Source organism: Fontibacillus panacisegetis (assembly GCF_900102215.1).
Classification (GTDB): Bacteria; Bacillota; Bacilli; order Paenibacillales; family Paenibacillaceae; genus Fontibacillus; species Fontibacillus panacisegetis.
Genome location: NZ_FNBG01000043.1, coordinates 1 through 15174, shown reverse-complemented (window position 1 = coordinate 15174; position 15174 = coordinate 1). Strand labels below are relative to the sequence as shown.

Below are 15174 nucleotides of genomic sequence, written 5' to 3'. Positions count from 1 at the left end.
TTATAGAGTACATATGTCGAATACGCAAAAAAGTTGATGCTGGTATTATTAGCCTCTGTTCCAGGAGAACCATTGTCTAAACTTTCTTGGTGATAGTCCTTCAATTCTAGTAAAGCACGCGGTAAAGTAAGCGGCATGATTAAAACCGACTTCCTCGGCAATACGTTCTATAGGAAGGTCCGTTTGCAGCAGCAGCTCCTTGGCATGCTCGATTCTTAAACGAATTAGATAGGCTGATGGCGAGCAGCCGAATACCTTTTGCATACACCGAGCGATATAAACAGGATGAAAATTGGTGTTTTCGCCTAGTTTTTTGGCAGAAAAGGGCTCCCTGTAATGCTCTCGCAAATAGGCGGCTGCCTGCTCTGCGCATGCAGATTGAGGCGATGGACCTTCTGCTCTAAGGGAAGCGGAGAGCAACATAATTACATCTTGAAATAGAGCCTGCTGCTTGAATCGGACGCTGGCTAAATGAATATGCTGATTCATTTCTGTAAGCTCGCTGATCGTATCGATCATTTTTTGCGGCTGGGCCAATTGGGTGAACTGCGGAAGTTGAACCGTGTATGGCGTCGTTGAAAAAGCTGGCAGCGATACACCACCTGGAGCCTGCGACTCCAAGCAACTCCACTGGCGCTGCTGGTATATCTCCTCCTCAATGACATTCCAATCTCCAAGAATCTGAAAATGAAGCCAGTGATGAAGTGTATCCTCGGTGCACCCTGTTACTCCATAATGATGATTGTCTGGACGCAGAATTAGTGCATGACCTTCCTTAATTTCATATTCTCGGTCACCCTCTCCAACATAGAGACAGCCATATACAACAACAAGCAGATCAAACACGCCGATATTTTTACGGTTCGTATGTTTGCCACCGCTTGGCATATAAGATGAACCGCTTAATATATAGTGCGGCAATGGTGGTGCAGTGAATTCAATAACAGGTGGCATGAGCCCACCTCCTGATGGAATTTTCTTGGAGTTTTATAAGGTTTGAATAATGAAAGATCGAGTTGATTGCTTGATAGACTGCCTCCAATATACCATCTATAATGTGTAGATGCTAATAAGTTTGTAAGTGGGCAGGTAGAAGAGCTACCGTTCTGCAGGAGGTTTGAAATATGATGAAAAAGACAGATGGAGAGAAAAACAAATTTTCCCTCTGGTTGCTCGCATGGCCTATTTTTATAGAACAGTTTCTGCAATTTTTACTTGGTTCCGTAGATACGCTCATGGTAAGCAAGATTTCTGACAACGCGGTGGCAGTGGTTGGGTTCTCCAATCAGTTGTTCAATGCACTTATGACATTGTTTGCGACAGTAGCCAGCGGAGCTGGTATAGTAATTGCTCAAAAAATCGGATCGAGGAAAGATGAAGAAGCACGTACGGTGGCTATTATTGCTTTCAAGGTGACGACCTGGATCGGTGTGTTTTTAAGTATACTGTTGATTGCGATCCCGGCTCCCATTGCAACTATGCTGCAGATGCCGGAGGAGCTGTTGCCATTAGCTAAGATTTATATTTCTATAGTTGGCGGCGGCATGATATTAACAGCTATGATGTCGGTGCTCGGAACAGCTATTCGTAATACCGGGAATACCAAGGGACCGATGATGATAGCAGTGGGAATGAATATTGTTCATATTATTTTAAATTATTGTTTTATATTTGGTGCTTTTGGATTTCCGCAATGGGGATTAACTGGAGTTGCGATCTCGACGGTAACAAGCAGATTGTTGGCTACAGTAGTACTTTTCCTCATGTTCCTGGGTACGTTTGAACGAAAAATGGGTATGAAGGACTTTTCGATTTTTGACCGTAAGCTTTTTAAAGAAATTCTAACTATCGGCTGGCCGCTTGGTGTTAATTCAGGTAGCTGGGTGTTTTCACAGCTGGCTATATTCTCCTTCCTTGCTATACTTGGCTCTTCAGAACTGGCAGCAAGAACATATATGAGCACTTTGGAATCGTTCTGCTTCCTGCTTGGTTTCTCACTGGCACTAGCAGCCCAAATTCAAATAGCGCACTTGTATGGCGCAGGGAAGATCAAAGAAGCTTATAAAGCTGTATACCGAGTGCTTGCGATTGGTTTGCCGCTTGTTATTGTGAATGCGTTCATTCTTGTGCTTTTTGGAGGAAACGTATTAAGTTTATTTACGAAAGATCAGGAGATTCTAACGATCTGCGCTTCACTGCTATGGATGAATCTACTGCTTCAACCTGGCAAAATGATCAATATGGCGCTGGGCAACTCTCTAAATGCAGTTGGCGACACACGCTATACGATGATAGTGTCACTTATCTTTATGTGGCTGATAGCTACTGGCTGCTCTTATCTGTATGGTGTTCATTTGGGCTGGGGAATCATAGCGATCTATGCTTGTATGATTGTTGATGAGTATATCAGAGGAGTACTTTCATTTGTTCGCTGGAGAGGGCGTAAATATTTGCGAATGAAAGAAACAGAGCTGGAAAGAGAGAGTACTAAATTTACTGAAAGCTTCGCTAGTCCGTCGATGTGATGGAATGGATTGCAACACGAATTGAACAAGGGGGCTGTCCCAAAAGTAAATTTACCCACTTCATGGGACGGTTCGCCTGCACGAGTATAGGTTCTACCCGCTGTTTTACTCCGAAGGGCCTTCCAAGGCATCGGATTCCACCACATTCTATGACTGCATCTCATGTGTAATAGAGTCATAATGTGGAATTCCTGAAATTCCTGCAAATGTGCAGGCTTTCTCTAAGGACTCTCTTCAAACTAGACAATTCTGAACAATATTCCTGCACTTTTGCAGGCTTTTGCTCATCCCTTCATGGCTACTTTAAAAAAACTGTATTTTTACATGCTTTTCTTGATATCGTGCCTGTTCACTGTTAATGACAGGACATTCTACATTTCAACACCCCATCAAAAGCTATACTTAAAAAAGAGGCTATCCTTCAAAGTTATCTTAGATGACTTTGAGGGACAGCCTCCTTTAGTTACAGCTAGTCTATTCTTCGTTATTTGCTACTTCCGGTCGATTCGGAAGCTGTGTCACATAGCTATCTGACAGACGGAGCAGCTCCAGAGCTCGGTTGTACTCACTTTCTGTTGTCAGTGCTTGATTCACGGCATCCTTCGCGAACGGATATTGTGTTCCGTCATTGTACCATACACCTGGCATATACAGCGCCTTGTCATTCAGGAATGATCCTGAAGGCAAATAATAACGCTGCGGCAGCAGATTGTAAGTATTGTTCAGGATGTCTTCACCGAAGTGAAGATGATCATCTAGTGATATTCCCATCAGGTTGGCGACCGTAGGCAATATATCTACTTGACCGCCGACATTTTCATGCACGCCAGAAGAAGCGACGCCTGGTGCAGAGATGATCAACGGGATGTTAATCATGTCGATATAGCTGTACTCCCGTCCGTAAATTTCGTTCATTAATTCGAGACCATGCTTATCCAATGAGTACATTGGCAGCCCCAAATGGTCACCATAAATGAGCACCACACTGTTATCCCAAATGCCTTTTGCCTTCAAATCGTCAATGAACAATCCAAGTGCATAGTCGGCATAATTCTGAGAGCGGATGTAGTCGCCTACCATATTGTCCTGGTAACGTTCAGGCAGAGTAATATGATCCTTCTCATGCGGCATTGTGAACGGGTGATGAGCAGTCATAGAAATAACATGAGCATAGAACGGTGTACCGGATTGTTGTTTTTTCGATAGCTCATCTGCAGTTTTCTTATACAATACTTCGTCAGATGGACCGAAGAATAAGGTGTCTTCCTGACCGAAAAATTTCTGATCATAATATTGATCATATCCAAGAGCTTTGTACAGCTCACCGCGATTCCAGAATTCAACAACGTTCGTATGGAAGGTTGATGTGTCATATCCTGCCGACTTCATCATTTTTGGAAGGCTGGGCAGTTCTTTATCAGGATAGTTCTGTGTCGCTGCTTCGTTATAAGGAATATAAAAAGAAGTATTCACGACAAATTCAGCATCGGAAGTATTGCCTTGACCAACCATTTGATAAAAATGATTAAAGTAAATGTTATCCTTAACTAGGGAGTTCATGACCGGCGTTATTTCCTGACCATCAATTTTCAGATTGATCAAGAAATTCTGGAAAGATTCCATTTGAATGATAATCAGGTTTTTACCTTTAGCAGCGCCGAAGTGTTGCGGGTCTGTGTTCTTGGCAACTCCTTTTAGCTGATCAATCTTTGCCTGCGTAATTTGCTTGTTGTCTACAAGCTCTTCCGTTTTACCGGCAGACAGGATCGCATAGGTCTCATAATTCAGGATGCCCATTTGCTCAGCTTGTTTGATTTCATTCATGCTGGCACGGTTTGGCCAAACGTTGAAAATACAGAGTGCAACAGAAATGCCGAATACTGCTGTAACGACGCCAGTTCCGATTTTTTTCATATTAAAGAAAGCTTTAAGTTTCTCAGCTCTTTTCTTACGGAAAAGCCAAAACCCGATAACTAGAATATCGAGGAAAATGAGCAAATAATACGGTGCGAGCAAGGAGAACACACTATTCTTGACCGCGGTGACTTGATTGACTTGTTGAAGTGCATGAAATGTGACGATTACGCCATAATACTTATGGTACATGATTGCTGCAAAAAATATGGCCGTTACGATCAGGTTAGTCGTTAAATAAACACCTATTTTCCGTTTGGATGAGAACCACTCAATAAAGCAAAAAATAATCCAGATAAAAGGAAGCTCCTTGAGCAGTGGCCCCCATGCGGGGATATCATCAAATATAGAAATCCAGGCTAGATAAGTTTTCAGGATCAAGATGATTGTAAAAAATACAAATGGTTTAGTATTACCGAGCCGGATACGTTGCAATGGCGACACGATGTAACCCTTCCTTTCATGTGCATGATGAGTTGATATTGATGAAATATTAACACTGCGTTAACACTTTAAATACCCTTAATATAATACATGATTCTGATTAAAGAAGAAAATAAATCAATTCACTCATTTAACAAGATATGCCATGCTAATTGCAGAGAATTAACTCTGATAAGGTGTTATTGACTTTAAACGGCATCTTTTGGTAAGCTCAAGGTATCCGTAAAAACTAGGAGAGATTTTGATGTCGGTGAACGTTCTTAACTAATCAAATTTCATATGGATTGTACAGGGGTTTGCGCACAAGGTGCTGCTTGTTCATAAGGCGGCGTCTGTTTTCCGCTACCTGTCTACAGTCTGTGAATTTAGTTAAGAACACACGCGGGACATCATATAGCGTTTTATAGCTGTTATGTATCTTCGAAATGGAGCCGTGCTGTTTTTCAGCACGGCTTTTTTGTTTATTTCGGGGTATACGGGACAATAACAGTTGATAAGGGCGAAGGATGGCATTAGTGCTGTCTTTCGCCTTTTTTATTTTCTTTTACGGATGAAATGAAATACTGAATGAATTGAGGAATTGAGGAGGATTTAAGGTGGAAAATTACAATCTTTATATGCTGGAATATGAAAGCATCAAACAGGACTTAGCACGATTTGCAGTTTCTTACGAAGGGAGAATGAGGATCACTGAGCTCGCTCCAATAGATGATTCCAGGAAAATTCAACGTGACATCGGAGAAACGGCAGAAGCCCTGGCTCTGGTACAGAAGGGCTCGAGTGTCCCCATACCTTCTTTGGAAGGAATAGAATCAGTTATGTCGCTTATGGGCACTGGCTATCTTTTCACTGAGCAGGATTTGACGGCAGTACAGACTTTTTTGCATAGTTGCGGTCAGCTTAAGAAGTACATGGCTTCAAAGGGAGAAGCAGCTTGGCAAATCGGTATATACGCCAATTCATTAGAGGATTTACCGCGTATTCAGCAGGAAATTTTGCGTTGTATCCGGCATGGAGTCATAACGAATGAAGCGAGTCGGGAACTGGACAGGGTCAGAAGAAAAATGGAAATGCTCAAAGAAAAAATCGGAAAAAGGCTTCAATCCGTAATGTCCAGACATGCGGCTATCCTGCAGGAAAGTATTGTGAGTGTACGCGGCGGACGTTATGTTATCCCAGTTAAGAGAGAGTATTACAAGCAGGTGAAAGGGCGCATGCTGGATCAATCCACCAGTGGGCAGACCGTTTTTATTGAGCCTGAGGAGCTATCGTCGCTGCAAGGTGAGCTGGAGATGCTTCAGGGGGAAGAGGCGAGAGAGGAAGCTAAGATTCTGGGGATGTTAAGCGAGCTGGTCGAAAGGGAGAGCCACGCTCTCATGCTGAATATCAATATTACGGGGACATATGATTTTATTTTTGCCAAGGCAAAATATGCTGCATCCATCGATGGTGTACCTGTAAAAATCAGTGAAGGCAAAGAGACGATAATCAAGGGTGGAAAGCACCCAAAATTGCTCCGCGTCATGGTTCCGCTTGATTTGGAGATTGGCAAGGATTATAAAGGGCTGATCATCACCGGACCTAATACGGGTGGAAAAACGGTTGTATTAAAAACGTTCGGTTTACTAACGCTTATGGTTCAATCAGGAATGCTTGTCCCAGTTGAACAGGGGAGTCGTTTTGCGGTGTATCAAAATATTATGGCTGTAATCGGAGATGGACAAAATCTCGAGCAGTCCTTAAGTACTTTTTCCGCCCAAATACAAAGTCTTGTTCACATGTTGCGGACGGCAGGGCCTTCGACGTTGCTGTTGATCGATGAGTTGGCTGCAGGGACAGATCCTGGTGAAGGAATTGCCCTATCTATCGCAATCTTAGAGGAGTTCAGCCGCAGAGGCGCTACGGTGATGGTAACGACCCATTTTAATGAGCTGAAAACTTTTGCTTCTCAAGCTGAAGGATTTGAAAATGCACGAATGGAGTTTGACCCTAATACGCTGCGTCCCTTATACACTCTAACGATCGGGCTAGCAGGTCAGAGCTATGCGATCGAAATTGCCAAAAAATTAGGGGTTACACCTGATGTTATCGCTCGATCCCAGCAAATCGTAAGTAGTCAGACAGGCGAAGGCAATGAATATAACCTATGTCTGGATGCTGATACAACAGGGAAGCGGTTGAAACAGGATATTCCAGATAAGATAGATCAGAAGGAAATTAATGCTGCGGTCAACAAGAAGACATCGACTGTCCCAGTAGTATTCGAGGTTGGGGATGCCGTATGGATTACTTCGTTAAAGAGAGTAGGCATCATTAGCGAGCTTGCGGATTCCAGGGGAATAGTTGAAGTAATGATTCAGGGGCAAAGGGTCAAAATCAATCGTAAACGGCTAAAACCGTATATTAAGAAAGAAGAGCTGTACCCGGATGATTATGACATGGACATTGTGTTTGATTCCAAGGAGAACCGGAAGAAAAGAAAGCTGATGACTAAACGACATGTGGAGGGACTGACGATCGAGAGGGAAGGAGATTAAGAGAAGAAGATCATTACCCGTCTGTCTACGTCACTTTTGACGTTCAATGCCTTTTGGAGTAGTTTCGGTAGGAGTAGGGGGAAAAACTTCCCCTATTCCTTCATAATCATTCATTCTCAAAAAGTAAGGGAAGATTATTTCCTCTATTTAGGTTCTTAAAAAATAGTTCTATGCAGCGAAAGCACTATACCGTTAATTGCTGAGTCAGAATATCGACAAACTGCTCCAGAAAACGCTGATCCTCCTCGTCAAATCGTCCCTTGAGTGGACTATCGATGTCAAGCACGCCGAGCAGGGCATCCTCTTTTATCATCGGAATGACGATTTCGCTATTAGAAGCTGCATCGCAAGCAATATGTCCGGGAAAAGAATGCACATCTTCGATACGTAATGTCTTTCGTTGCTGAGCGCTGGTTCCGCATACTCCTTTGCCTAGTGGAATGCGAATACAAGCTGGCAGCCCCTGAAAAGGTCCAAGGACGAGTTCATGTCCATCAAATAAATAAAATCCAACCCAATTAATATCCTGCAAATAAAAATTCAAAAGAGCAGAGGCATTGGCAAGATTAGCAACATTGCTAGGTTCGTCGTTAATTAGTGAACGCAGTTGAGTCAGGACTGCTTCTTGCTGTGATTCGCGCGGACCTGTGTAATTATCGGTACGGAACATGGGAATAAGCCTCCTTCTCCTTCTCAACCATTATAGCAAGCTAATTGAAAATCTACATCCATTAAAGGGGGAAGGGGTAAATTGTTACACGATCCGACAAAGTAATCTAGGTTTTATATATTAGGCAAAATATGTTTTTTGGAATCATGCGTTAGAATGGCAATAAGAAGAATAAGAAGGTGATCTTTATGATGGCTTACCCAGCTTTCGGAAACCTCAGCAGGACCAGCAGCCGCCCCAAAATTAGCAGTGAGCTGCTGGTCACCATTGAGGACCTGCGTACCGAAATGATGAACGCTGCAGATGATGAGAATTTCAGTAGTGACACTGTGCTGGAGCTCAGTCAGCGATTAGATAATTATATAGTTCAAGCTCAGATTCAAATGCTTGGCAGATAAGCTTGATCCATACTTGCTGGTGTTGATATTTCACCAGACCCTTCAAGTGTGCCGAGCGTTTCCCGGATTAAGGCATGGACCTCCTCCGTATAGCGTTGAGGATTTACTGCATAGACATTAGCATGAACTGCTCCTTCGATGAGGAGCAGTCTTTTTGCTCCTCTTTTGTGCTCATACAGAGATTTACTCATATGCGTAGGGACGAAGTTGTCGTTAGTGCCGTGAATCAGCAGTAGGGGCATTGAGCTGTAACGTACCGCTCTGAGCGGACTAACCTGCTGCATACGGAAGCCGGCCCTTCGTTGCATTTGTATGTTAACAAGAGGCAGGAGAGGGTAGATGGGCAATTTATTCAAAACCTTAATCTGATGACGCAACAGCTCGGTTAGATCAGAGTAAGGGCATTCGGCCACAACAAATTTTACGTTAGGGTGAGCTATGCTCAAATATTCAATTACCGTACCTCCGCCAATAGACTGACCATGCAACCCTATTACTCGATCCTCTCCGTAATGCTCTATTATCCAATTTACCCAGCAGTCGACATCATATTTTTCCATAAATCCGTATGTTGTATATTTCCCTTGACTGTTGCCATGACGTCTTTGATCTATGAGCAACACGTTAAAACCTTCACGCTCGAACATATCGATGTACTGGGTAGATACATGAAGCGATACTGTATAACCATGAACGATAATCGCCCACCGTTTGGACTCAGGATGTGATTCAAGCACGCATCCGCTTAACCTTAAGCCATCTTTAGAGGTGATGTGAGCTTCTTTTTTTATGAGATTATCGAATCTCTCTCTGCTGAATACTCCTGATTTCTCTAAATTATTATAGATGCTCTCATCAGTTTGCAGCCTCATTTGGGTGATTTGACGAAAGGCGTAACGGGTCATACCATTTAAGATTATCAGAACCAGCAGCACTGTTATCATTAACGTAGTTAACATTCTTTTTTATGAGCCTCCTTCAATCCCTTAGGTACATTTTTATTATTACCAAAATTCGGAGAATAAGGCGGTGTATAACGTGGCAATTTATTCTTTATTTTTATTTTGAATGATAATATAAAATGAACAACTCATTTGAGCTTAATTGAGAGGAGAATAGTGTTGTACGAATGTGGTGGAAATATACCAGTGCTCGAAAGCAAAAGGCTGCGCCTACGACGTATGGAAAGGTCTGATGCTGAAACGATGTTTCGCTATTGGAGCGATCCTGAAGTGGTAAAGTATATGAATACGCCTCCTTTTGCTTCTGAGGAGGATGCATACGAAATGATTAATCTGCTTAATGGACTGTCTGAGAGTGAGGATGCGCTGCGTTGGGGAATCGAGCTAAAGGAACATGGAGAATTAATCGGAAGCTGCGGATATAACGTGTGGCAATTGTCAGGTGCATATCGCGGAGAAATCGGCTACGATCTTGGATGGAATTTTTGGGGATACGGCTATATGGCGGAGGCGCTTCAAGTGATGCTTTCATTTGGCTTTGGGACAATGGGGCTGAACAGAATTGAGGCTTTAATAGATCCGCGCAACGATAATTCGCGAAGGCTCATTCGGAGGCTTGGTTTTATGGAGGAAGGATTGCTTCGAGAATACCAGAAGACAGAATCCGGTTATGTGGACTTAATGATGTATTCACTTCTACAAAATGAATTTCAGTATAATAGTGATTAGTTTGGCTGTCAGCGAGAAAGGAAGTCGTCATTTTGGGTAAGATTTTGAAACGAAGCTATATTTTAACGGGGCTGCTGCTCTCTACTTTTTTGGCTGCGATTGAAGGGACTGTCATCGGTCCTGCCGGACCAAGAATTGTCGGAGAATTAGGCGGAGTTGAACTGCTGAGTTGGGTATTTACAGCGTATTTGTTGACGATGGCTGTAGCTACGCCGATTTTTGGAAAAATCAGTGACTTGTATGGTCGAAAGCTTGTATTTGTGGTTGGATCAATCCTGTTCCTTGCGGGATCTATGTTGTCTGGGTTAGCGCAAAGTATGGAGCAGCTTATATTGTTTAGAGCCATTCAAGGTATTGGTGCGGGGGGCCTGACTCCAGTTACATTTACGATTATCGGAGATATTTATTCGATAGAAGAAAGAGCCAAGGTTCAGGCCTGGATCAGCTCGGTATGGGGTATTTCCTCTTTGGTCGGACCGCTGCTTGGCGGTTATTTTGTGGATTCGCTTAATTGGCGATGGGTGTTCGGATTTAATGTACCCTTTGGACTCTTGTCCCTTTTTTTTATTATGAAATATTTTAAAGAGGATATAGAGAAGCGTCATGTGAAAATCGATATATGGGGAGCCGTGACCTTTACTGTAGGTGTGACAGCACTATTGTTCGGCCTTGCCACGGGAGGCGGGCAGTTCGCATGGAATTCGCCAATATTGATTGGAATAATGGTTGTAGCTGTCATTTCACTTATTGTGTTCATTATAGTAGAAAAGAATGCGGAAGAGCCACTTGTGCCGCTTAAGTTGTTCCGTATCAGAGATATCGCTTACTCGAACCTTGCCAGCTTGGTGGCTAGTGCGCTGCTTATTGGACTAACTTCATATTTGCCATTATGGGTTCAAGGGGTTCTTGGCAAAAATGCTACAATGTCAGGACTAGTGCTTGCTCCAATGTCAATAAGCTGGTTGCTTGGTTCAGTTCTCGGCAGTCGCTGGATTATAACAAAAGGCTCTCGATATACTTCGCTTATCGGGATGATCATCATTGCTCTGGGAGCTGTTGGAATGGCCTTTATGTCTGAAGGTATGCCCATTTTCATACTGTTAATATTTAATGCTCTATACGGTATAGGCTTTGGATTTTCCTTTTCTGTTTTTACTGTTATCGCTCAATCCTCAGTAGGGTATGATCTTCGGGGAGCTTCGAATGCTTTGAATACCTTTGTGAAATCTATTGGACAGACTATTGGAGTCACGGTATTTGGAACGCTGATCAATTTGCAGATTTCTGCCCGGACTGCAAGTACAGCGGCTTCAGGGGTTGAAGTTACACAGGATGATATTAACAACCTGCTCTCTCCTGAGAAAATGCATCTCCTGCCTCCCGAACTGTGGAATGAGCTGAAGCATGTGCTCGGTGGAAGCCTTCATGTTTTATTTATTGTGATGGGAGTGCTTGCAGTTATTGGTGTTGTTACGGTGATCGGTTTGCGTAATAAGGCTCCAGGTGCTAAAGAGGAATAAAAAGACTCGATTCTCCACACCTTACATTATGAGTTCAAAAACGATGACCTCTTAAAGGGAAGTGGAGGTGTTACCATGAGTGAGGAATTGCAGCTAGATCAAAATACTTTGGTTAACGCTTGGCAGCAAGAGCTGCCGGTATATTTAAAACCGGGAGATTCTGCTCAAGTACAAGCAGACTTGGCAGATCCTAAAGGGCTGCGTGTCCATATTAATGCAGCTGGACGTCAATTTTATTCGTTTGATTTTTACTGCTCCTATCTTGATCAACGTGAACTTCAGGTTAATCTGGTCGATGTAGAGCGGGACGGTGTCACTGTAGATGAAGATCATGATGTGATTCAAGAGATGACCGCCCATTATGTTCGTAATATCCATGAATGTGGACAAGCTCTGCAGCGGTATACTAATCCATAATCTTGAGAAACGAGGAAGATGGCATGACGAGATCAAAGGCAGGTATCGATAAAAACCTGCAAAATGTAGTGGGGGATTTAGACCAATCTCCCGTAAACAGTCACCATGCACAGCAATTGCAGCAAAAAGTGAATGACCGCCGTCAGGAAGCCAAGCAAAATCATCAAAAAGAAATCGACATGGACCCGTCCCACTAGCAGTGATAAGAAAAAGGAGCTTGCTCTCAGCAGAAACGTTCTACTGAGAGCAAGCTCCTTCATTGTTATTTGCGGGCAAGTGGAGCCAATTTTTCGGCTTCCCGGCCCATTTTTTTCAGAAGATCGATCATAACTTGTTTCTCTGATTCATTAAGTCCGCTGAGTGCATGGTCAATACGGTCCGAGAATTCCGGATACAATTGGTCCATGACTTCTTTACCTTCTGCTGTTAACTCCGCATAAATGACTCGACGGTCACGAGGACACGGCGTCCGATGCAGCAAACCAGCGCTTTCGAGCTTATCGATAACATAAGTGACGTTGCCGCTTTGGAGCAGCAGCTTGGCGCCAATTTGTTGAATTGGTTGAGGCCCTTTGTAATACAGTACCTCAAGGACAGCAAAAGCAGTAGGATTAAAGCCTTTCATTTTACTTCCGGTTACAGCATGCTCGTTCACGCTCTTGAAAGATTTAGCAAATACTCTGTACAGATGCAGTGACAAATCGGTTCCGCGTTCTTCGGTTATCAACATATTCATCCCGCCTTTTCTATATTGATGTTTTAGTTTAATAGTTGGAATACATACATCTTAGAATAGAGATTTAATTAAAAAAATATAATTTATCACAATTTTCGGTTTTTATTTTTTAGGGATGTTAAAAAATATTGGATCGTTCTTAAGGATTGTTGAAAATTCAGCCTCGGGAACAAAGCTACTTTCATTCTGAGGACGGATGCTCCACAAGACTGTATTTTCTACACTTAATGCATGAAATCAAATTTTTTGGTGGTGTGTAGAAAATGGAACAGAAGCTAACGTATTCAGAAAAAGGTTTATGGCGAAACCGCTCTTATGTGGCATTAATGGGTGCACAGCTTGTTTCTAATTTGGGGGATTGGCTGTATTTGTTGGCATTGCTTACGATGATCGGACTTAAGTGGAATGCTACACCATGGGAAATAACGATCACCATGCTGAGTATTTTGTTTCCGATGCTAATCGGTGGACCTATCGCAGGGATGCTCGCGGATCGGGTAGAGCGAAAAAAACTAATGATTATTTCGGATGTAGCTAGATTTGCTATTGTGATTGGTCTTATTTTTGTAACAGCATTGTGGCAGGTATATTTAATTTTGATTATTAAAGGGGTATTCGATGTTCTGTTCTCCCCGGCGAAGAACGGAAAGCTTAAAGAAATCGTACCTTCCGAGCAAATGGAGAAGGCAGTATCCTACAGTTCGATTATCGAACAGGGCAGTAAAATAATCGGTCCGGCAATTGGGGGTATGCTGACAGCTGCATTTGGAGTCTCGATCTGCTTTATGATCGATGCGGCGACTTTTCTGGTATCGGCTTGTATTCTACTTGCTGTTCCAGGGAAAAAGATTCTTTCAACTGTAAAGGCTTCTTCAGTTCAAATAGAAGAGAAAACGAATGTTGAAAAAACAGGTTTTTGGAGCGAATTGGCAGCAGGTATGAAGCTGATCGTTAGCATCCCACTTATCGCTTACGGCACATTGACTTTAGGCATGGCGCTACTCGTTTTGCAAATTGCGGATTCTCAGACTGTGGTATTGTTCCGTGAAATTCCGGGAATGTCTGAGGACATATTTGGCTGGTGTATTACGTTAAGTGGAGTTGGGACCTTAGCATCGGTAGGCATCATCCAATTGTTGCGAAGCTGGTCTCCATTAACCAAAATGGGAGTTGGAGGTGCATTGTTAGGTACTGTTTTTGCTTTAGCAGGATATGCTTCAGCACATCTTCCTGCTAATGGTTGGGTCTTCATTATTATTATGATGTTATTTTTCCTTGCTGGATTAGGGGCGGGTATGACGTTTGTTCCCTTCAATGTAATGCTTCAGCAGAAAACCCCTGAGGCGATGATCGGACGCGTTTTTGGAACAGTAACTAGCATCACTTCTGCAGCTTCCGTATTAGGCCCGGTATTTGGAGGAACGCTCGTTACAGCTTTTGGCCCTGCACCGGCATTTATAATCTCAGGTGGATTAATGGCAGTGATCGGATTACTTTTGCTAGTATTTAGACCTATGATTATGAAAAGAGACTACAGAGGGACAGAAGGAATTACTGTAGGATAGCAGGTAGAATGAAGGGACTGACGGGATAGAGCATACGTTATTTATTTTTCTGCTACTCGTAACAGGTTATCTGATGGAATCCATGAGGAGGAAGTAATGAAGCTAAACATTATCTTTTTATTAATCGGGTTGGTTCTTACAGTAGTTTCCAAGATGATGCAGTTTGTGTTTAAATCAAAGATTGGTGATATTATTGTAATTCCTGCTGCAATTTTTTTTGTTTTAGCTATTTTGTTCTCTATAAGCAAATATTCAGATTTACTTAAGCAAGAAAACGGTATTTATCAAATTGTTATTATTGCTTTTTTTGCATGTTTAGCGGTGGCTTCTTTTCAAGTAATGATGATTTTACTAATTGGACATCACAACAAAATTGGCTGGGTATTAATTATACCCTTTGTTATAAGCGTAGGAATTTTTATAAAAAAATGGATTTCTACATTTAGCTAATGATGCTGTCTTATAACCACGAGAATACTCATTTGGTAGTCTGTGAAGCATGGTGGATGCAGGGAGACTCACTTGACTTGAATATGCGTGTAAAGCTAACGATAGACTTTCTGACGAATGGAAAAAAACTACATTTTATACGAAAATAAAGAGTATGCCACAAGTAATCGTGATTAGGCTCGTGTTAAACAGAAGCATCATGGGCTACAGTTGGGCGTTGTCAGCCTATCTCAGCACTTCGGTAGCAATAAAGGAAAAAAGTTCCCCTATTCCATCAGGATTCGCTCAAGATCATAAAATAAAGGAA

14 protein-coding genes are annotated in these 15174 nt (G+C 42.5%); 9 read left to right on the top strand and 5 right to left on the bottom strand.

Going from position 1 to position 15174, the window contains the following annotated elements; translation table 11 throughout:
* Window positions 1-48: 48 nt before the first annotated feature.
* On the bottom strand, window positions 49-954 hold the full coding sequence (locus BLS49_RS22630; RefSeq protein ID WP_091236049.1) for a helix-turn-helix domain-containing protein: 906 nt from the start codon (window positions 952-954) through the stop codon (window positions 49-51).
* Between the two features lie 170 nt (window positions 955-1124).
* Here BLS49_RS22630 and BLS49_RS22625 point away from each other — a divergent pair, with 170 nt between their 5' ends.
* Window positions 1125-2525, top strand: coding sequence for an MATE family efflux transporter (locus tag BLS49_RS22625; protein ID WP_091236047.1), 1401 nt, complete (start codon window positions 1125-1127; stop codon window positions 2523-2525).
* Between the two features lie 474 nt (window positions 2526-2999).
* On the opposite strand, the gene BLS49_RS22620 is transcribed toward BLS49_RS22625, so the two are convergent.
* Complete coding sequence (locus tag BLS49_RS22620; RefSeq protein ID WP_091236045.1) at window positions 3000-4883, bottom strand: LTA synthase family protein; 1884 nt, start codon at window positions 4881-4883, stop codon at window positions 3000-3002.
* Window positions 4884-5479: 596 nt separating this feature from the next.
* Between BLS49_RS22620 and BLS49_RS22615 the strand changes: the two genes are divergently transcribed.
* Window positions 5480-7420: an endonuclease MutS2 gene (locus tag BLS49_RS22615; RefSeq protein ID WP_342707224.1), complete on the top strand. Its 1941-nt coding sequence runs from the start codon at window positions 5480-5482 to the stop codon at window positions 7418-7420.
* Between the two features lie 184 nt (window positions 7421-7604).
* Here the strand turns inward: BLS49_RS22615 and BLS49_RS22610 are convergent, their stop codons facing one another.
* Window positions 7605-8090, bottom strand: a complete 486-nt coding sequence (locus BLS49_RS22610; protein WP_091236042.1) for a GAF domain-containing protein — start codon at window positions 8088-8090, stop codon at window positions 7605-7607.
* A gap of 188 nt (window positions 8091-8278) precedes the next feature.
* On the opposite strand from BLS49_RS22610, the gene BLS49_RS22605 reads away from it, so the two are divergent.
* Window positions 8279-8488, top strand: a complete 210-nt coding sequence (locus BLS49_RS22605; protein ID WP_245742728.1) for an aspartyl-phosphate phosphatase Spo0E family protein — start codon at window positions 8279-8281, stop codon at window positions 8486-8488.
* On the opposite strand, the gene BLS49_RS22600 is transcribed toward BLS49_RS22605, so the two are convergent.
* Entirely contained in the window at window positions 8470-9447 is a 978-nt protein-coding gene (locus BLS49_RS22600) for an alpha/beta hydrolase (protein ID WP_091236038.1), read from the bottom strand. The two genes, BLS49_RS22605 and BLS49_RS22600, sit on opposite strands and share 19 nt — an antisense overlap.
* 156 nt (window positions 9448-9603) lie before the next feature.
* On the opposite strand from BLS49_RS22600, the gene BLS49_RS22595 reads away from it, so the two are divergent.
* From BLS49_RS22595 to BLS49_RS24930, 4 genes are all read left to right on the top strand, one after another.
* Window positions 9604-10179 carry a GNAT family N-acetyltransferase gene (locus tag BLS49_RS22595; protein WP_425432174.1) on the top strand — a complete coding sequence of 192 codons (576 nt, stop codon included), beginning with the start codon at window positions 9604-9606 and terminating at the stop codon, window positions 10177-10179.
* 44 nt (window positions 10180-10223) lie between these two features.
* The gene (locus tag BLS49_RS22590; protein WP_091236082.1) at window positions 10224-11699 is read left to right on the top strand and encodes an MDR family MFS transporter; all 1476 of its coding nucleotides are present in this window, start codon (window positions 10224-10226) and stop codon (window positions 11697-11699) included.
* A gap of 75 nt (window positions 11700-11774) precedes the next feature.
* Entirely contained in the window at window positions 11775-12116 is a 342-nt protein-coding gene (locus BLS49_RS22585; RefSeq protein ID WP_091236033.1) for a hypothetical protein, read from the top strand.
* 23 nt (window positions 12117-12139) lie between these two features.
* A complete protein-coding gene (locus BLS49_RS24930; protein WP_175471517.1) occupies window positions 12140-12313 on the top strand; it encodes a hypothetical protein in 174 nt (57 codons plus the stop codon).
* Window positions 12314-12378: 65 nt separating this feature from the next.
* Here BLS49_RS24930 and BLS49_RS22580 read toward each other — a convergent pair whose 3' ends face one another.
* The gene (locus tag BLS49_RS22580) at window positions 12379-12846 is read right to left on the bottom strand and encodes a MarR family winged helix-turn-helix transcriptional regulator (protein ID WP_091236031.1); all 468 of its coding nucleotides are present in this window, start codon (window positions 12844-12846) and stop codon (window positions 12379-12381) included.
* A 269-nt stretch (window positions 12847-13115) separates the two neighbouring features.
* On the opposite strand from BLS49_RS22580, the gene BLS49_RS22575 reads away from it, so the two are divergent.
* Together BLS49_RS22575 and BLS49_RS22570 are read left to right on the top strand one after the other, a co-directional pair.
* Entirely contained in the window at window positions 13116-14417 is a 1302-nt protein-coding gene (locus BLS49_RS22575; RefSeq protein ID WP_091236028.1) for an MFS transporter, read from the top strand.
* A gap of 96 nt (window positions 14418-14513) precedes the next feature.
* A complete protein-coding gene (locus BLS49_RS22570; RefSeq protein ID WP_091236025.1) occupies window positions 14514-14867 on the top strand; it encodes a hypothetical protein in 354 nt (117 codons plus the stop codon).
* Window positions 14868-15174: the final 307 nt, after the last annotated feature.